13 protein-coding genes are annotated in these 18,056 nt (G+C 46.9%); 9 read left to right on the top strand and 4 right to left on the bottom strand.

Annotated features, from left to right (window positions below):
* Positions 1-47: 47 nt before the first annotated feature.
* Together L4C42_RS08160 and udp are read left to right on the top strand one after the other, a co-directional pair.
* On the top strand, positions 48-2,375 hold the full coding sequence (locus L4C42_RS08160) for a zinc/cadmium/mercury/lead-transporting ATPase (RefSeq protein WP_429760050.1): 2,328 nt from the start codon (positions 48-50) through the stop codon (positions 2,373-2,375).
* Between the two features lie 237 nt (positions 2,376-2,612).
* Positions 2,613-3,374 (top strand): uridine phosphorylase, encoded by a 762-nt coding sequence (gene udp / locus L4C42_RS08155; RefSeq protein WP_418642056.1) that lies wholly within the window; start codon positions 2,613-2,615, stop codon positions 3,372-3,374.
* A 153-nt stretch (positions 3,375-3,527) separates the two neighbouring features.
* Here the strand turns inward: udp and L4C42_RS08150 are convergent, their stop codons facing one another.
* Positions 3,528-5,048: a diaminopimelate decarboxylase family protein gene (locus tag L4C42_RS08150; protein ID WP_353496655.1), complete on the bottom strand. Its 1,521-nt coding sequence runs from the start codon at positions 5,046-5,048 to the stop codon at positions 3,528-3,530.
* Positions 5,049-5,726: 678 nt separating this feature from the next.
* Between L4C42_RS08150 and L4C42_RS08145 the strand changes: the two genes are divergently transcribed.
* The 3 genes from L4C42_RS08145 (at position 5,727) to L4C42_RS08135 (ending at position 9,238) form a co-directional block, all read left to right on the top strand.
* Positions 5,727-6,662, top strand: coding sequence for a bifunctional enoyl-CoA hydratase/phosphate acetyltransferase (locus tag L4C42_RS08145; RefSeq protein ID WP_353496654.1), 936 nt, complete (start codon positions 5,727-5,729; stop codon positions 6,660-6,662).
* Positions 6,663-6,699: 37 nt separating this feature from the next.
* Positions 6,700-7,764 (top strand): butyrate kinase, encoded by a 1,065-nt coding sequence (buk, locus tag L4C42_RS08140; protein WP_353496653.1) that lies wholly within the window; start codon positions 6,700-6,702, stop codon positions 7,762-7,764.
* Between the two features lie 97 nt (positions 7,765-7,861).
* Positions 7,862-9,238 (top strand): aldehyde dehydrogenase, encoded by a 1,377-nt coding sequence (locus L4C42_RS08135; RefSeq protein ID WP_353496652.1) that lies wholly within the window; start codon positions 7,862-7,864, stop codon positions 9,236-9,238.
* A 229-nt stretch (positions 9,239-9,467) separates the two neighbouring features.
* Here the strand turns inward: L4C42_RS08135 and L4C42_RS08130 are convergent, their stop codons facing one another.
* Positions 9,468-10,349: a LysR family transcriptional regulator gene (locus tag L4C42_RS08130; RefSeq protein WP_353496651.1), complete on the bottom strand. Its 882-nt coding sequence runs from the start codon at positions 10,347-10,349 to the stop codon at positions 9,468-9,470.
* Positions 10,350-10,700: 351 nt separating this feature from the next.
* Between L4C42_RS08130 and L4C42_RS08125 the strand changes: the two genes are divergently transcribed.
* A complete protein-coding gene (locus L4C42_RS08125; RefSeq protein ID WP_353496650.1) occupies positions 10,701-11,945 on the top strand; it encodes an MFS transporter in 1,245 nt (414 codons plus the stop codon).
* A gap of 66 nt (positions 11,946-12,011) precedes the next feature.
* Here L4C42_RS08125 and L4C42_RS08120 read toward each other — a convergent pair whose 3' ends face one another.
* Together L4C42_RS08120 and L4C42_RS08115 are read right to left on the bottom strand one after the other, a co-directional pair.
* Positions 12,012-13,184 carry a DUF1887 family protein gene (locus L4C42_RS08120; protein ID WP_353496649.1) on the bottom strand — a complete coding sequence of 391 codons (1,173 nt, stop codon included), beginning with the start codon at positions 13,182-13,184 and terminating at the stop codon, positions 12,012-12,014.
* 182 nt (positions 13,185-13,366) lie between these two features.
* Positions 13,367-15,358, bottom strand: coding sequence for a methyl-accepting chemotaxis protein (locus tag L4C42_RS08115; protein ID WP_353496648.1), 1,992 nt, complete (start codon positions 15,356-15,358; stop codon positions 13,367-13,369).
* A gap of 399 nt (positions 15,359-15,757) precedes the next feature.
* Between L4C42_RS08115 and hinT the strand changes: the two genes are divergently transcribed.
* From hinT to L4C42_RS08100, 3 genes are all read left to right on the top strand, one after another.
* A complete protein-coding gene (gene hinT / locus L4C42_RS08110) occupies positions 15,758-16,108 on the top strand; it encodes a purine nucleoside phosphoramidase (RefSeq protein WP_353496647.1) in 351 nt (116 codons plus the stop codon).
* A gap of 145 nt (positions 16,109-16,253) precedes the next feature.
* The gene (locus L4C42_RS08105; protein WP_353496646.1) at positions 16,254-17,654 is read left to right on the top strand and encodes a COG3014 family protein; all 1,401 of its coding nucleotides are present in this window, start codon (positions 16,254-16,256) and stop codon (positions 17,652-17,654) included.
* Entirely contained in the window at positions 17,654-18,046 is a 393-nt protein-coding gene (locus L4C42_RS08100; RefSeq protein ID WP_353496645.1) for a YcfL family putative periplasmic lipoprotein, read from the top strand. Before L4C42_RS08105 ends, L4C42_RS08100 begins: the two co-directional genes overlap by 1 nt.
* Positions 18,047-18,056: the final 10 nt, after the last annotated feature.

The following is an 18,056-nucleotide window of genomic DNA, read 5'->3' as shown; positions in this document are numbered from 1 at the left end:
GCTCCAAGGTTTACACTTGGGATCAAGGATATGAAAAGGAGAGTCCCATGTGTAACAAACATAAAGCGTGCAGTACGCAAAAAATCAATGCTATTCGTCCTGTAAGTGACGCTTGTGATGCAGCCAAAATCACCCAAGTTTCCACTATCGCTGCGAGTCCGGATGAAGGCTGCCAGTCTGGCGACAGTTGCTGCAGCGCGGAACCTGAAGAGCCTGCTGCCTCCAGTGGCCAACCCTCAACCGAATCCACTGGACTGCTAAAGTCCTGGAAAGTCGCCGGCATGGATTGCCCCGCTTGTGCGCGAAAAGTGGAAACTGCAACCAGTCGAATCCAAGGCGTTGTTAATTCAAAAGTGATGTTTGCTACCGAAAAATTGGTGGTGAGAGTCAATGATGCTGCGCTATTTTCACAAGTCGAAGCCGCTGTTGCCGATGCCGGATTTACCCTCAATGTATTAGATGGCAGCACGGTTAATAACAACGGTGACGCTGAGCTGACAGGCTGGAAAAAGACTTTTAAAGACAACGCACATATCCTTGCGATATCCACAGGTATGGTTATCGCCGCTGCCTTTAAAGGGACTTATCCTGTTATCAGTGAGTGGCTTTTTATTCTGACTTGTATCCTTGGTCTTATGCCTATTGGCGCCAAAGCTATTAAGCTTGCTAAATCGGGTACGCCTTTTGCCATTGAAACTCTGATGAGTGTGGCGGCGATTGGTGCACTTTATCTCGGTGAAACGGTTGAAGCGGCGATGGTGCTGTTGCTGTTTTTGATTGGCGAGCGCCTTGAAGCGTTCGCTGCTTCACGAGCAAGAAGCGGCGTTCAAGCGCTAATGTCGCTAGTACCAGAAGAAGCCACGGTCATTGTTGACAACACTCGTCAAAAGAAAAGTGCCGCTTTGCTCGAGCCTGGCGATATTATTGAAGTCGCGCCGGGCGATAGAATGCCCGCTGATGGTGAACTTCTCAGTGCCAATGCAAGCTTTGATGAAAGTGCACTTACCGGTGAATCTGTTCCCGTTGAGCGTATGGTTGGTGACACGGTCATGGCAGGTGCAGTGTTGGCTGATAAAGTCGTGCGCCTAAAAGTGACATCAAAGCAAGGTGAGAACGCGATTGATCGCATCTTACACCTTATTGAAGAAGCCGAGTCACGCCGAGCGCCGATCGAGCGTTTTCTCGATAAATTTAGCCGCTGGTATACCCCGCTTATGATGTTAGTGTCTTTGCTGGTTATTATTACGCCGCCACTTCTGTTTGCTCAGCCTTGGGAAACCTGGGTCTATCGAGGCCTTGCGCTGTTATTGATTGCTTGTCCTTGTGCTCTCGTTATTTCTACACCAGCCGCGATTACTTCTGGGCTAGCTGCGGCGACAAGACGTGGTGCACTCATTAAAGGCGGGGCGGCGCTTGAGCAGCTTGGCAACATTGAATCCGTTGCGTTTGATAAAACGGGCACCCTAACGCTAGGCAAACCGCAAGTGACGGATGTGATTGTCAGTGGTTCATTGTCTGAAGACGAGCTACTATCAGCGGCAGCGTCTATTGAGCAGGGTTCTAACCATCCACTCGCAACCTCGTTAGTGCGCTATGTAGAAAGTAAAGGTGTGTCGATTTTGCCTGCCTCAGAGCAAAAAGCGCTGGTTGGTGTGGGTGTTGAAGGCATGTTAGAAGATGTGAAGTGGATACTTTCTGCCCCCTCCAAGCTTGAGGTGTCAATTTCTAGCGAAGCTCTAGAGCGAATTGCAGCACTTGAGGATCAAGGTAAAACCGTCGTGGTAGCACTTTGTGAAACCGAGCAGGGGATGGCGCTGCAGGGTCTGATTGCGTGGCAAGATGAAATTAGGCCAGATACTGCTGAGGCAGTGGCAAAACTGTCCAAACTTGGTATCCGAACTATCATGCTGACCGGGGATAATGAACGCAGCGCCGCATCCATCGCTTCTCCTCTTGGGATGGATTATAAAGCGCGATTGTTGCCTGCGGACAAAGTGAGTTATGTGAATGAACTGGCAAGCCAGCATCGAGTGGCGATGGTGGGAGATGGTATTAATGACGCTCCGGCAATGAAAGCGGCCAATATTGGGGTTGCGATGGGAGGCGGTACTGATGTCGCGCTTGAAACCGCCGATGCAGCTCTGACCCACAACCGTTTAACTGAGCTACCAGCGATGATCGAACTCTCACGTGCAACGCTCAACAACATCAAACAGAACGTCGCCCTTGCGCTTGGTCTCAAAGGGGTGTTTCTTGTCACGAGCTTGCTGGGTATTACTGGGCTTTGGGTCGCCGTACTAGCCGATAGTGGCGCGACGGCGATTGTGACCTTGAATGCGCTAAGACTGCTTCGTCATAAATCCTCGTTGGATTAGTCTCGACTAGTATGGCGATAGCCGCTCAGGGACTTAACGTTTATGAGCGGCTTTTTTGTGAGCTGAAAAACTGAATTTGTGCAATATCAGAGCAAATTCGACAATAAAGTGTGATGCAAACCGATTTAATGTGAAATGTTGCGTCTGTTGCATTAAATAAGTGTGATCCGTGTACGTTTATTGGTGGCACTATCTTATAAGCTTAAACCCATACCCAAGAGACAAAAGGAGTCCCCCATGTCCCAAGCTGTTTTCCATCTCGGAGTAAATAAAGAAGATCTACAAGGCGCAACACTTGCCATTATTCCAGGTGACCCAGCTCGAGTTCAGAAGATCGCTGAGTTGATGGATGAGCCAGAGTTTTTGGCAAGCCAACGTGAGTACACTGTGTATCGTGCAAAATTAGACGGTAAGCCAGTGGTGGTTTGCTCGACAGGTATCGGTGGTCCGTCAACCTCTATCGCTGTAGAAGAGCTAGCGCAACTTGGCGTGCGTACCTTCTTGCGTGTTGGTACCACAGGTGCGATTCAATCACATGTGAATGTGGGCGATATGATTGTGACCACAGGCTCTGTTCGCCTTGATGGTGCAAGCCTACACTTCGCGCCAATGGAGTTCCCAGCGGTTGCGGATTTCGATGTAGCAACGGCAATGAAAGAAGCTGCGATTGAAGCAGGTGCAACAGTGCACACTGGTGTGACAGCATCGAGCGATACGTTCTACCCAGGCCAAGAGCGCTATGATACGTTCTCGGGTCGTGTAGTACGTCGTTTCCAAGGTTCTATGGAAGAGTGGCAACAAATGGGTGTGCTTAACTTTGAAATGGAATCAGCCACGCTACTAACAATGTGTGCAAGTTCAGGTCTACGAGCTGGCTGTGTTGCGGGCGTTATCATCAACCGTACACAGAAAGAGACACCGGATCACGATACGTTGAAACAAGCAGAGACGCGTTCTATTCGCGTTGTTGTGGAAGCGGCGCGCAAGCTACTTAATTAACGGTTATCGCGGTTAGAAAGTGAGATTATAGAAAAGCGGAGCAGGAAACTGCTCCGCTTTTTTGTTACTTGTCTATTGGTAACATTATCTGGGCAACAGATACGAAAAAGCCTCTCAATTGAGAGGCTTTTGTCCGTCCAGAAGACTTAAGAATTAAGCTTTACGCTGCTTCTCAAGTTCTGCTTTTGCTTTTTTGAAACGCTCTGGAAGGATTTGCGTAGCAAATACGTCTTCAACCGTTTCAGCGCGCTTGATTAGTTCAGCTTCGCCGTCTTTAACTAGTACAGTTGCAGGACGTGGTAGAGAGTTGAACTGGCTCGCTTGAGATTCTGCGTAGTGACCTACATCCATGATAGCTAGAACGTCTTTTGGCTCTAGAGCTGGCATGCGTGCACCGCTTTCCCAGATAGATGGGATACAGATTGGACCCGCTACTTCAGTCGTCTTCTCTTGAAGAGGCTGAGTCATCTTGTTAGCCGGTAGAACTGGGTTCTTAGACTCTTGAGACTCTACTAGCGTTGCTAGGTACGTAGATGCGTCAACCATTGTGTAGGTGTAGTCCATCTCTTGGTCATCTTTCACTACGTATACAGACGTTAGTAGCGTACCGATGTTACCTGCGATGTAACGACCTGGTTCTAGCCATAGTTGTGGGATCTCGAAGCCTTCTTTGTTGAATTCTTCTAGCATGCCTTTACATACGATAGCAGCGTAGTCTTCGATTGTGTTGCGGTTCATCATGTGTTCAACGCTACGACACTCTGGCTCACGCTCACGTGGCCAACCGCCGCCAAGGTCGATTTGGAATGGTTGAACGCCACACTCACGAGAGATCTCGATAACGTTGCGTGCGTACTCACGGTATAGCGCATCCCAACCTTCAGGTTGCTTAGAGAAACGACCTAGGTGAGTGTGGAAACCGTAGAATTCGAATGCATCGATTTCTTTAACGCGGTTAACGATTTTCTTCGCTTCTTCTTTTAGTAGACCGAACTTGATCCATTTCATCGCGCCGATGAAGTTAGGGAATGGGTATGCATCTGGTTCGAAGTCGTTGAAGAAATCTTCTGGGATAACTTTCAGACGTACAGCAATGCGTACTTTTTCTTTTGGCTTAACTTCTGCCGCAATACGCTCTACGATTTCAATTTCTTCGTAAGAGTCTAGGTGGATTGCGTAGCCGTACTCAATTGCTTTACGGATAGCTAGCTCAGGCTTAACGGTACCGTTTAGTGCGATAGTTTTTGGATCCGCACCTGCGATGTGAGTTGCTTCAACTTCACCAGGACCGAAACAGTCGCCACCAACGCCTTCTTCGTTACAGATAGCGCGAACAGCGTAGTTAGTGTTTGATTTGATTGCGAACATTACGTTCACAGGCTTAGGCCAGTTTGAACCGAATGCATTCTTAACGCGACGTAGGTTGCCACGTAGAGTGTCTTCGCTCAGTACGAATAGCGGGCTGCCGTATTGTTCAATTAGATCAGTTGCTTTGCAGCCACCGATGTATAGGTCATCACCTTTAGTGCTTAGTTCATCTGTTGGAGTAAGCAGGTTTTGTAGGCGTTCAGCGTAGTTTTGGCTCGCTTTGTGCTCAGCAAGAAGTTGCTTTTGCTCTTCAAGTACAGTGTTTAGGTTATTTACACTTTCTTCTAGGCGATTTTGGATTGTCATCGTCGACCCTTACTTAATAGTAGTCAATGGTGTATCTACTTTGTGATTCAGAAACTTAAACTTCTCAATCACGTTGATTAGCTGAGGCAAGTATAGGGTATGGTCATGAATCGGGGCACTTCACTCAGCGTCAAAAAAACTTACTCTAGCGTTACTACTACACTTTACAAATGTGCCATTAACATTCATTCACTGAATGAGTGGTTTGAGCATAGGCAACTCGATGGCCTTTAATCGTAAATAGCGAATAGATAATTGCTGTGAATTTATCGCTGATATTCGCAGTGTTACTCAACTTTATATAGGTAACTTACCTAGTATAAAGGGTGTGTTACCTAAGCTCTGCCTTGTTACGTTTTGCCTTTCTCTTGTCAAATTGACAGCCAAATCTAAGCAAATTTGTGATCACGATCTGCTCCCATAGCTACTGGTGATATGAATGCTTATGAATCATTCATGGTCAAATAGTTGTTACCGTAAATCGGTCAAAAAAACTGACACTGAGTGACGTTAATTCCGATAATACCTACGATAAATTCAACCCATCCTTTCACGAGGGTCCAACAAAATAATTCGCTTCTATTGCTCCACAATGACGAATTGTTTTTAGAGATAAGTGTTTATCGATAATAGAAAGAGGGCGAGTGGCTCTCTTCTTAAATAAAAGGTATCGCCCCTATGTACAATAAAGACTTCTTTATTCAGCAAGCTAAAAAGTTCGGTAAGAAGCAACGCATGGTTGTTGCAGCGGCGCACGATGATGCAACGCTAGACGCAGCAAACAACGCATTCCAAGAAGGAATGGCTGACGTGATTCTTGTTGGTGAGCGTGCGCTAATCAACGAAGCAGCAGCAAAAGCTAACGTTGATCTAGCGAACTTCGACATTATCGAAGCTGATGGTCTAGAAGCAATCGCTACTGCAGCGGTATCTGCAATCGCAGAAGGTAAAGGCGACCTACTAATGAAGGGTCTAATCGACACTTCAGTTCTACTAAAGGAAGTGCTTAAGAAAGAGCACGGTCTACGTACTGGTAACGTTCTTAGCCACGCAGGCGTTCTATTTAAAGAAGGCGGCGACAGCTTCCACGTATTCACTGACGCAGCAATGAACATCATGCCAACGCTTGAGCAAAAAGCGGGCATCATCAAGAACGCAGTGAGCCTTGCACACTCTGTAGGCATCCAAGAGCCTAAAGTAGCTAACCTGTGTGCGAAAGAGAAGCCATACGACAAAATGCCAGCGACTATGGACGCGGCAGAGCTTCAAAAAATGAACCAAAACGGTGAAATCGAAGGTTGTATCGTTTCTGGTCCTATCTCTCTAGATATCGCGGTATCTCAGTACGCTGCAAACCTTAAAGGTTACGAGTCTCCAGTAGCGGGCAACGCAGATATCCTAATGGTTCCAAACATCGAAGTAGGCAACGTATTTGCTAAAGCACTTCAGTACATGGCTGGTTTCAGCATGGCGGGTGTTCTACTTGGTGCACGTATTCCTGTTGTTCTAGTTTCTCGCGCTGACGGCGAAGCTGAGAAGACAGTATCTATCGCGCTTGCATGTTCTGTCGCGGCGATGAGCCAGCAGAAAGAAGCAGCAGACGCGTCTGCTTAATTATAACTAGCAATAACTTAAATTAGGTTTATAAGTGATGAAAATTCTAGCTATCAACCCAGGCTCTACGTCTACAAAAATCGGTCTTTTCGAAGGTACAACTGAACTGTTCGAAAAAACTCTACGTCACAGCGCTGAAGAGCTAGCGCCATTCGGTGCAGTTGTTGCAAACCAAAAAGAATTCCGTAAAGAAGCAATTCTAGCGGCTCTAGAAGAAGCGGGCGTTAAAGCTTCTGAGCTAAACGCTGTTGCTTGTCGCGGTGGTGTTCTTAAGCCAATCTCTGGCGGTACTTACAAGGTTGACGATGCAGTAATCGCAGACCTTCTAGAAGCGCAAATCCAGCACCCAGCTAGCCTTGCAGGCATCATTGGTAAAGAGATCGCTGATGAGAACGGCATCGAAGCATTCTTCACTGACGCTCCAGTAACTTACGAGCTATCTGAGCTGGCGTCTTTCTCTGGTCACAAAGCTATCAAGCGTAAGGGTCGTTTCCACGCTCTTAACCAAAAAGCTATCGCGCGTAAATTCGCTGAAGACCAAGGTAAGAAGTACGAAGACGTTAACGTTATCGTTTGTCACATGGGTGGCGGTATCACTGTAGGTGCTCACATGGGCGGCCAAACTGTTGACGTAAACGACGCAGTATCTGAAGGTCCATTCACTCCAGAGCGTTCTGGTGACCTACCAACTCGCGAGCTAATCGACATCTGCTTCAGCGGTGAGTACACGCACGCTGAGATGAAAGCATTCATCCAAGGTAAAGGCGGCGCATTCAGCTACACAGGTAGCATCGACATGCGTGAAATCGAAGAGAAAGCGGAAGCTGGCGACGCTGAGTTCAAACTAGTGACTGACGCTATGGCTTACCAAGTTTCTAAGCAGATCGCTGCTATGGGCGCGGTATTCGGCGGTGAAAAGGTTGACGGTATCCTTCTAACTGGTGGTATCGCATACAGCAAGTACATCACAGCTGAAATCACTAAGCGTGTTGAGTTCATCGCTCCTGTAACTAAGTTCCCAGGTGAAGTTGAGCTAGAAGCACTAGTACTAGGTACGCTACGCGTAGTGAACGGCGAAGAAGCTGCTCAAACTTACGCTTAATTAATAGCGACGCTTAATTGAATAAAGATTAGGAGCAGGTTTAATCCTGCTCTTTAAAAGTGGCTTGCCACTGAATACTTTACAGAAGGTAATTATAATGTCATTCGATATCAACAACGCACAAGGCGTTTTCGAAACTGTTGAAGCTGCAATCGAAGCAACTCATAAAGCACAAGTAGAATACTACGCAAACTCTACTAAAGAAGGCCGTGAAGCTATCCTTACTGCTATCCGTGGTGCAGTTCTAGCTAAAGCTGAAGACTTCGCGAAAATGGTTCGTGAAGAAACGAAACTAGGTCGCGTTGAAGACAAGATCGCTAAGCACCAGCTAACGGCTGCTAAAACTCCTGGTACTGAAGTTCTAGAAACTAAAGTATGGTCTGGCGACAACGGTATCTCTCTAGAAGAGCGCGCACCTTACGGTGTTATCGGTGCTGTTACTCCTGTCACTAACCCAACTGAAACTATCGTTAACAACGCTATCTCTATGTTAGCGTCTGGTAACGCGGTAACGTTCAACGTTCACCCATCTTCTAAAGTCGTTTCTGCGATGATGATCGACATGATCAACAAAACTATCGTTGAAGCAGGCGGCCCAGTTAACCTAGTTACTATGGTTAAAGAGCCTACTCTAGAAACTCTTAACCAAATCGCTAAGTCGCCACTAGTTAACATGCTAGTAGGTACAGGTGGTCCTGGTCTAGTGAAAGCAATCCTACAATCTGGTAAGAAAGGTGTAGGCGCTGGCGCTGGTAACCCACCTGTCATCGTTGACGCTTCTGCTAACCTAGACCTAGCTGCGGCTGGCGTTTACGGCGGTGCATCTTTCGATAACAACCTACTATGTATCGGCGAGAAAGAAGTATTCGTTGAAGATGCAGTCGCTGACGAGTTCCTAGCTAAGCTAGAAGCAACGGGCGCTTACGTTCTTTCTGCAGAAGAAGCTGAGAAGCTAACTGCACAAATCCTAACTATGGACGAAATCGACGGTGCTAAGCCATGTACTGCGCAAGAAATTGCTCGCGTATGGCACCCAGTTAAGCAACACGTTGGTCAAGACGCAGGTGAAATCCTTAAGTCTATCGGTGTTGAATCAGAGACTCGTCTAGCGGTTATGGTTGTTGAGAACGATCACCCACTAGTACACGTAGAGCAAATGATGCCAGTACTTCCAGTTGTTCGTTGTGCGAACATCGACGAAGCTATCGAGCGCGCAGTAGCTGCTGAACGTGGTAACAAGCACTCTGCATGTATCTACTCTGGTAACATCGAGAACGTCACTAAGTTCGGTCGTGCTATCAACACAACTATCTTCGCTCACAACGGTCCAACACTATCTGGTGTAGGTTACAACGCTGAAGGTACTTCAACGTTCACAATCGCAGGTCCAACTGGCGAAGGTATCACAAACGCGTACTCGTTCACTCGCGCACGTCGTTTCGCAATCGCTCAAGGCGGTCTGCGTATCGTTTAATCGGTTGTTTGACTGATTGACGTGAAAAAGCCGAAGCTGTTGCTTCGGCTTTTTGTTTTTTTAAGAGCACCCCCTCTAGCTCCCCCTTATAAAGGGGGAGAACCACTGCTCGTTACTCGCGTAACATTGCACTAATTATAAGGCGATGCGTAGCGAGCTTATGGTTCCTCCCCTTAATAAGGGGAGGCTAGGAGGGGTAAATATGCAGAATCCAAAGAAACCACAACCCTTAAAACAAATCGTAAATCCCTTCCTCAATTCCATCGATCAGCGCCTGACGCGTCTCAACGGTATGGTCATTCGGTCTAGACATCTCGCCAAAGCTCTCGTAGTACATTCCATTTGGGTGCTTGAGTACCACAAGATGCTCCTTGCGTAGTTCTTGTTTGACTAAACTCTCAGGAATAATGCCCCAGCCGAGGTTATCAACCACGGCCTCTAGTACTTCTTGATAGTTAGAAAAGCTCATCGTACTACTAGAAATCGGGCGGAAATCTTGGTGAATTTCGTCGAAAAGGTGAGAAAGTACAATTTGACGATAGGCAGTGATGTCTGTGCTGGTCACATTAGATAGCTTAGCCAAATCATGTAGTGGTGAGCAGACGGCCATCATACGAATACGGTGCAGAGCGCGAACTTTGATCGCTGGGTCGTCACCTGAACTAAACACAAGCCCGTAGCCAAGATCAACGTGGTTTTCTTTAACGAGCGTTGGAATATCTGCACTGGATGATTTTATTGCAGTGAGCGATATGTGAGGAAACTCATCAGACAGTGCCACTAACTGCCGACGCCAAAACGTCGATGGAAGTGTGTCATCGTAGGCAATACGGATTTTGTCGCTGTCGCCTTGGCGGAACTGTTCTGCTTTTGAGTACAAGCTCTCAGCCATATTGAGAATATTCCGACAGTCTGGCAGTAAGGCTGCACCTGCATCATTCAGAACTAGGCGATTACGAGTTCGTTCAAACAGTTCTACGCCAAGCTCATCCTCTAAGCTCGAGAGAGCCATACTCAAAGATGTGCGGGTTTTACCCATAATATTGGCAACTTTGGTTAGCGAGCCATGTTCGGCAGTCAGTGCAAACACTCGCAATTTTGTAAGGTTCATAGGGGGAGCTCCCACCAAAAGAATTAGCGTGTGAATGAGTCGCTAATGAGTTTATTGTTATGATGCGTAGAGTATAGCATTTGTGACGCTCAGTGAAGCGTTATGTTGACAGTGGGGGAGGTAGCACTATTACTGGCTAATGGAGACCTTGCTATGATTGCGGCCTTTAAATGCCTGCCACAATGAGCGCGCTAGAGTAACAGATAAGCACACAAAACGTGTACTAGTATGTTACTTATTATCGTTGATTATGGAGGCTATGATGAAAGTGGGTAAAAGAAGGATTCTTTTTGCCGTACTGTTCCTTTATTCCTACAACCCTATGGATATTTTCCTAAAGAGGTCTGCAACATGTTGAAAAAGCTTGGCTTAGAAGGCTGGTTCTCAGCGCACTTTGCTTACGGTATCGTACAAATCGTTTTTATTCCTATGATGGTGCCATCGTTCATCCTTGCTCGTACTGGCAGCGCAACGGACGCTGGCTTGGCAATGGGTCTGTTTGGTCTGGCTGGCCTTTTTGCTCCAGTTATTGGCATGCTAGCAGACAAATATAAGGCACACCGTCTTGCTCAGCTTTTCGGTATGGTGTCTTACTTACTGGCTGGCGCATGTTTCCTTACTGCGGGTAGCAACTTTTCTATGATGGCGGTAGGCTCAGTCTTCTTTGGTACAGGCTCTGCGATTCTTCTTATGCTAAACCCAGTGTTTATCACTTTTGCTGGTTACGATGCAAAGACCGAAGCGTCTATGCTTGGTCGCATGGCTCAGGTTCTTATTATCGGTTCGTTGCTATCTGGCATTGCACTCGCGTACGTGACAGATCTTGGCTGGTCATACGAAATGCGCTTTATAGCAATGATGGCGATCGTTGCAGTGCTCGCGGTTATCACTATGCTAACAAATAAGAAGCCAGCGCAGCGTATTCTTGATAACGCGGAAGCTATGGCAGCTGCAGCTGCAGAAGATGATGCACCAAAAGTTGGCTTTGTTAAGGTTATCTTCTCTAACTTTGGTCTATTCTTGTTGGCGGTTGGCCTACTGTGTGCGGGTCAAGGTGCATTCCAAGCACAATATCCGAACTTACTAGAGAATGGCTATGGTGTGTCTCAGTCTCTGTCTGCAGCCAACCTTTCGGTAGCATCAATTCTTGGCTTAGTGATTCTGGTTGCCGCGGAAAAATTCGTTGCACGCTTTGGTAACCTAAGCCTATTTAAGCTATCTGCAGTTGCATCAATCGTGGTGATTGCTATTGCTTATGTGATTGCAGAAGCGGGTATGTCTCTGCACTACATCATTCCTCTAGCGCTATTCCTCGTTTACTTGCAAGGTATTACGGTAACGGACATGATTTCTCCAGCGATTGCTGCACGTCTGACGTTTGTTGGCGGCGGTTTGACTCAAGGTCTGATGATGTTCTTTATCTCGCTTGGCTTTGGTTTTGGCAGTGTGATCAGTGGTATTGCCGTTGATGGTTACGGCTGGGCAGCACTACCATTTGCTATCCTTGGTCTAACGATTGCCGCATACGTGTGTGTGGTTATCGTTGGCATGAAGCATAAAGCTGCAGTAAAGCGTGAACAAATCAAATCTGCTTAATTCAGATTTAGATAGCAAAAAGGCTTGGCGCTGTGCCAAGCCTTTTTTGTATGAGCTAGTTGGAAATTAGCTCAGACGCGCACGCTCATCAATACCGCCAGCGCCTTGGAACCAGATAGTGAGGTGGTGTTTGAGATCTTTGAGTTCATCAGGGCCGATAAGTGCCAGTCCCAGATCTTCTGCGCGAGTAATGTCGTTGTGACGAAGGGGTCTAAAGCTTACTAGCATCGCTCGTGCCTGCAGGCCACCTAGGAGGTCGCGCAGTGACTCTAACTTGTAGAGCGTGTCGTCACCGTCATCCCGCATGCCTTTGGTTTTACACTCGATAATGTGCAGCTTGTTGTTCACCACGGAAGCGACATCCAACTCGTTACGCACTTCACGCTCTCCGAGCTGACGATACACCTGTACATTTAGCGAGTGATCTTGAATGGTCGGCAAGTCATCACGGATTTGCTTCACTGTGCTATGAACTAAGTTCTCTAGCCATTCACCGTTTGAGAAACGTCGAGCGTCTTCACTGATAAACGTCAGTACCCCGTTGTCGTAATTGGCGATTTGAGACTCGACTAGGTCGCTGATTAGCATGTTCAGCTCGCGGTAGCCTTGCTGCTTCTCAGACAAGGCGACATCAAGTTTCTGCTCTTTACGGCATGTAGTCGCAAGGTAGTTTAACGTCGCAAGGCCAGGGCCAAGCTCTAGGGCGTTACTTGCCCATTTCTCGCCAAGTTGGTACAGCTTCTTATCTAACTGTGGTGGTAGGTCGTAGTCAGTGAACTCGCCTCTCGCGCCAAAGATGGTTAGATAGTCGCCAATAGTAATGTGGTCTTGCACCTGGGCATCCTGTGCGCCTTCTGGGTACAACCAGCACATCTTGTCACTGTTTGGCTCAACTACAAAAATAGGCCAGTGGAAGGTGCGGAACACTTCATAGACGGACAGCAGTCTGTGCCTTAAACCACAACTTGCATTGAGCTTGACCTCAAGGTTTTTCTCTTTGAGTGTATTGGCGAGCGTTAGAATGGATTGCTTGATGGCTGAGGTGTTGACGATATTGGGAATTTCAAAAAACTCAGAGGTGATTTCTCGCTCACCAAGTACGGCGCTCAGGCGCTCATACATATCAAACTGGGATTCGTCACCGATAAAAATGATATGACGACTGACGGTGCGGTCATCGAGTAATGGAGTGACCAAGCGAATCGGGTCTTGGTCAATGATGCCTACATGAACGGCCATAGTGTTTCCTTCAACATTTGGCTTACCGAAGAAAATGGAAGACGACCCAACGCAGCCCTGCGCTAGGTCTTTAAAAAGTAAAGCAAGCCATACTCAAGATATAATGGCGTTAGGTTTAAAAAACAAGAGCGAGACTCTAGGAATCTCGCTCTTGTTGAATTATTTACGCTTTATTGACGAAGTTAAAGCTTAAATCGATGTACCAGTTCGCCTTGTTGGTTAGCAAGGCTAGTTAAGCTTTGGCTGGTCGCGGCAATTTGCGACATGGCTTGGTAACTGTCATCTGCGATGTGATTGATTTCTTCAATGTTTTTCGCGATGTCAGCGGTTGTCTCGCTCTGCTCTGCAGCGGCTTGAGAGATGTGAGTACTCATTTGGCTGATTTCAATAATGAGCGCTTGAATCTCTTCCATCGCGCCATTAGCACTTGAAGCTTGCTCAACGGACAGCTCCATATCTTTCATGCAGCTTTCAATCACTGAGCCAGCACTCTTTGAGCTAGACTGTAAGTTACTGATCATGGTTTCAATTTCTGTGGTTGATTCCGTGGTCTTTTGTGCCAACACTCGAACTTCGTCCGCAACGACTGCGAAGCCTCGACCTTGATCACCTGCACGTGCCGCTTCAATCGCTGCGTTGAGGGCGAGCAGGTTGGTTTGTTCTGCAATATTGCGGATTACATCAAGAATACTACCAATTTGACTACTCATGCGTTGCAGCTCACCCACCGCTTCAACCGATTCATTGAGACGAGTCTCAAGCTGGTTGATCGTGCTGATGTTGGTGCTCATGATCTGACGACCAGATTCAGATGCAGACTCTACGGCATGCACTTTCTCTAGAGAGCTTTGCGCGCTGTTCGCCACTTCTTGTACCGAATGAGACATTTCCGTCATTGCTGTAGCAACGTTAGCCGTTTGCTCACGCTGAGCGCTCAACTGTTGCTGGGCACTGGCTGATGTCGATTGGTTGCTGCTTGCGGTATCCGTTAGGTTGTCCGAAGCATCGTTAAGCTTGACCAGAACGTTGTGTAAGCTGTCCGCAAGGGTATTGATGTGATTCCCTAGACGGCGGAACTCGTTGTTGTATTTCACTTCGATACGCTGAGTCATGTCGCCTTCAGTTAGGCTCTCCAGCGTCTTAAGCGTGCTGTTGAGTGGTTGGCGGACACTTTGTGCAATGTGATAGCCAATACCAACCGCAATCAATGTTACAACAAAACCGATACCGACGGCTTTGATGACGCCTTCGTTGTAAATGTCACCGGCATGAGCCAATGATGAATTGAGGTTACTGGTTGCAATGTCATTGAAGCCATTAAGTGTTCCCATGGCATCGTCAACCACGACGGCTAGACTTTCAATGTTCTGGTATAAGGCATCTTTAGCAATAAGGTAGTTGTTGTGTTGGTCGAGTACCCCACCTTTGCGGCCGACATCCTGCGTAAATTGAGCTACCGACTCAGAAAAAGCGTCTTTTAGCTCTGGCATCTGAGTGACTAGGCCATTGAACGCGTAGTTTAAGTGGCTCACTGCCTTACGGTTTTTGTTTACGGCTTGCTGTACAAATTCTGTATCACTGCTAGCAAGCGCATCGGATGTAATGATTTCAGCATCCTTAAGTTTAATGAAGTAGCTCTTCGCCATCACTTTCACCGAGATGCTCGATGAATCATCCACATAATCTTTCATACCCACGGATAAGTCAGCGTGAAGTTTTTGGAAGCGACGAGTCGATTGCTGAACTTGCTCTTGCGCGGCAAACATGGACTGGTAGTTGTCCATAGCTGTTTGCGCTTCCTGGTCATAACGGGTTTGCACGTCACGCAATTCGGTAATAGCCGTTTCAAGCTCTGGGATACCTTGGCTGACTTCAGAAAGCTGAGTAAGCGCCTCGCCAAATTTCTGCATCGATACCGTAAACTCTTCACGGCGAATGGTCATGCGCTCTTCATTCTGCGTAGTGAGAAAGTCTTTGAATGACTTATCAGCGGATAGCAGCTGCACACTGGTTTGGTTAGACATGGACACCAGGGGTAACGATGTGTTCGATACCGAACCAAAGTTTTGGTGAATCTGATTCATGCCGTTAAGCATGATGGCAATAGTGATGACGAATAGTACGACGATCAGCGTAAAGCCGGCATACATTCTTCTGATGACAGAACCCTGCATTTATCTCTCCCTATAAAGTGCAGCAATACAAAAACGATACAAAAATAGTCTGGACGCTTGTCACCAACCTGTCGCACAATCTGCGTGCGGACTAAATATCAGTTGGTGCTATGTCTCTCTATCGTTACAAATAGCAAAAACTGAAATATATCTAATAAACAGTGCTACGTTTTATGACGCACTCATCAAAAACACAACAAAAGTGATAGTTTTGTGAAGAAGTGTTAGCTCAGTCTTCGAGAGAAAGAGTCGACACGTTGAAGATTTGAACAATAATAAAAACAAGTAGCTAGTTGGGTTTGCTTTCAATTGTGATCCCTAAGCCCATGGTGCATACTTTCTTTTATTATTAAGTGTATTCACTCACACACGTATCCTATCTGGTAATTGGAGACCTTCATGGCTGAAGAAACCATTTTTAGCAAAATTATTCGTAAAGAAATCCCAGCTGATGTTTTGTATCAAGATGACTTAGTGACGGCGTTTCGCGATATTAATCCTCGTGCGCCAAGCCATATCCTTATCATTCCAAACAAACTGATCCCAACAGTGAATGATGTTGAGGCTGATGACGAAGCAATGATGGGTCGTATGTTTACTGTCGCGAAAAAGCTTGCAAAAGAAGAAGGCATTGCTGATGACGGTTACCGTCTGATCATGAATTGCAACGCTTATGGTGGACAAGAGGTTTATCATATTCATATGCACCTTGTGGGCGGTCGTCCACTTGGACCCCTATTAGTCGGCTAAAACGTCATAGGTAGCAAGTTAACCAAGTTGTTATCCTGACTGTTGCGTACGAATGAAGCTGTGGCCAATATCGGCCGAGTTGCAACCATATTGGCGTTTAGCGGTCATAGTTTCACAAACAAATGAGTCATGTTATTCAAAATTTATGTTAAGACGTTGCGTTAAACATACGGCAACGGTCGCGCTTACAGCGACCTTGACCGCTTGTGCCGGGCTTTCCGCCGGCAATCTATTTAGTCACTATACTCAGCAAAATACGATTGTTTACCAGTCGGTAAAAACAGGTCAGTACGATAAGGCCTTGTCAGCATTGCCAGCTGAGCCTGTAGCGGGCGGAATTTTGGATAACTTTGAACGCGGTAGAGTGGAATTTTTGAACCGCGACTACCCGCAAAGTAAGTCCGCGCTGGAATTAAGTGATAAAGCGGTGCGCGTGCAGCAGGATAAAGCGTTGATCTCGATTACTGACACAGCAACCAGTGTCGGTGCGTTGGCGATTAACGACAACATTACCGAGTATACCCCGCCTGACTATGAGCTGGGTTTTCTACACTTGTACCTTGGACTTAACTACGTTGAAAGCAATGATCTTGAAGGCGCGTTGGTCGAAGTAAGACGCGCTAATCGAGTTCAAGAGCGAGCTCGTCAAGCAAGAGAAAAAGATCTCCAATCGGCGGAGCAGCAGCTCAAGCAGCAAGGTCTATCACCAAACTTGGGATCAGTACTGTCACGCTACCCTGATGCAGGTAACAAGCTCAAGGCAGTTCAAAACGGCTATCTACTGTACCTATCGGGTCTTCTGTATGAAGCGTCGAATGACTTAAATGGTGCTTATATTGATTACACGCGTGCTTTAGCCGTTGCACCTGAAAATGAAGCGGTTATTGAATCCGCGATTCGCGTGGCGAAACGCTCTAGCCGTAATCAAGATTTGGCTAAACTGAAAAAACAATATGGCGATCGCTCTGGGCCAAAACAAGGTCAGGGTAGGGTGATTGTGCTGGAAGAGCAGGGGGTTGTCTCGGCGATGCAGGCTTGGAACCTGACTTTGCCTATCTATGACAGTCGTGGCAATACCGCTCTGTATACTGTCGCCTTGCCTTATTATGTACCCAATGTTCCGCCAAAACTGTCGCCTCTGGTGTTAGACAGTAAATCGATGAAGAGCGATGAGCTGGTTGATGTAAACTTGATGGCGCAGCAGCAGCTTTCTGAGAACATGCCTTCAATTTTGTTAAGACAAGCGCTGCGTGTGTATGCAAAAGATCAGATTCGTAAAAGCTCGACGGGTGATGAAGACAACGTGGGTAATCTGCTGTTCAACGTGTGGAATACTTTGACTGAACAACCGGATACCCGCAGTTGGCAAACATTGCCGGGGCGAGTAAACGCGGCGAGTAGCATAGTGAATGCGGGTGAGCATACACTCACAGTGGATGGTCAGGACTATACTTTTGAAGTAAGAGATCGCCAAACAGCCTTGGTTTGGATTTCGAGGCAAGGTGGTAATGCCACTATTTGGCACAAGCAACTAGGAAGATTGTAATGAAAAAGTGGTTAGTAGTAATTGGGGTGTTGCTCTCAATTGTTGGCTGTAGCTCAAGCAAAACAGCCGGTATTAAAATTGAGGGACAGACTCAGACGGTGCTTTATGGGGATGAAAAAATGGGGGATAAGTTCTCCATTGACGACATCTCTACTGTTGACACAAATGGTCACCCTAGAGCGGTGGTTAAGCTATCGAATAAGACCTCTGTCGATCAAACGATTCAATATCGTTTTTATTGGTATGACGAGCAAGGCCTAGAAGTCAATACAAAACAGGCGCCGTGGCGTAGAGCCATTTTACGCGGTGATGAAACCATTACCCTCTCTGAGGTGTCTGTTAATCCAAATGGTAAAGAATTCCGTGTGCAGTTGCGCGGAGCTGATGATTAATTTCCACGAG

It is taken from the genome of Vibrio wakamikoensis, assembly GCF_050337275.1.
In the GTDB taxonomy this organism is placed as follows: Bacteria; Pseudomonadota; Gammaproteobacteria; order Enterobacterales; family Vibrionaceae; genus Vibrio; species Vibrio chaetopteri.
Note: the sequence above shows the minus strand (reverse complement) of the source record. Positions and strands in the feature narration are given on the sequence as shown.

Coding starts and splice junctions, on each gene's coding strand:
- L4C42_RS08160 (WP_429760050.1), top strand. CDS start 48: ATGTGTAACAAACATAAAGCGTGCAGTACGCAAAAAATCAATGCTATT.
- udp (WP_418642056.1), top strand. CDS start 2,613: ATGTCCCAAGCTGTTTTCCATCTCGGAGTAAATAAAGAAGATCTACAA.
- L4C42_RS08150 (WP_353496655.1), bottom strand. CDS start 5,048: ATGACAATCCAAAATCGCCTAGAAGAAAGTGTAAATAACCTAAACACT.
- L4C42_RS08145 (WP_353496654.1), top strand. CDS start 5,727: ATGTACAATAAAGACTTCTTTATTCAGCAAGCTAAAAAGTTCGGTAAG.
- buk (WP_353496653.1), top strand. CDS start 6,700: ATGAAAATTCTAGCTATCAACCCAGGCTCTACGTCTACAAAAATCGGT.
- L4C42_RS08135 (WP_353496652.1), top strand. CDS start 7,862: ATGTCATTCGATATCAACAACGCACAAGGCGTTTTCGAAACTGTTGAA.
- L4C42_RS08130 (WP_353496651.1), bottom strand. CDS start 10,349: ATGAACCTTACAAAATTGCGAGTGTTTGCACTGACTGCCGAACATGGC.
- L4C42_RS08125 (WP_353496650.1), top strand. CDS start 10,701: ATGTTGAAAAAGCTTGGCTTAGAAGGCTGGTTCTCAGCGCACTTTGCT.
- L4C42_RS08120 (WP_353496649.1), bottom strand. CDS start 13,184: ATGGCCGTTCATGTAGGCATCATTGACCAAGACCCGATTCGCTTGGTC.
- L4C42_RS08115 (WP_353496648.1), bottom strand. CDS start 15,358: ATGCAGGGTTCTGTCATCAGAAGAATGTATGCCGGCTTTACGCTGATC.
- hinT (WP_353496647.1), top strand. CDS start 15,758: ATGGCTGAAGAAACCATTTTTAGCAAAATTATTCGTAAAGAAATCCCA.
- L4C42_RS08105 (WP_353496646.1), top strand. CDS start 16,254: ATGTTAAGACGTTGCGTTAAACATACGGCAACGGTCGCGCTTACAGCG.
- L4C42_RS08100 (WP_353496645.1), top strand. CDS start 17,654: ATGAAAAAGTGGTTAGTAGTAATTGGGGTGTTGCTCTCAATTGTTGGC.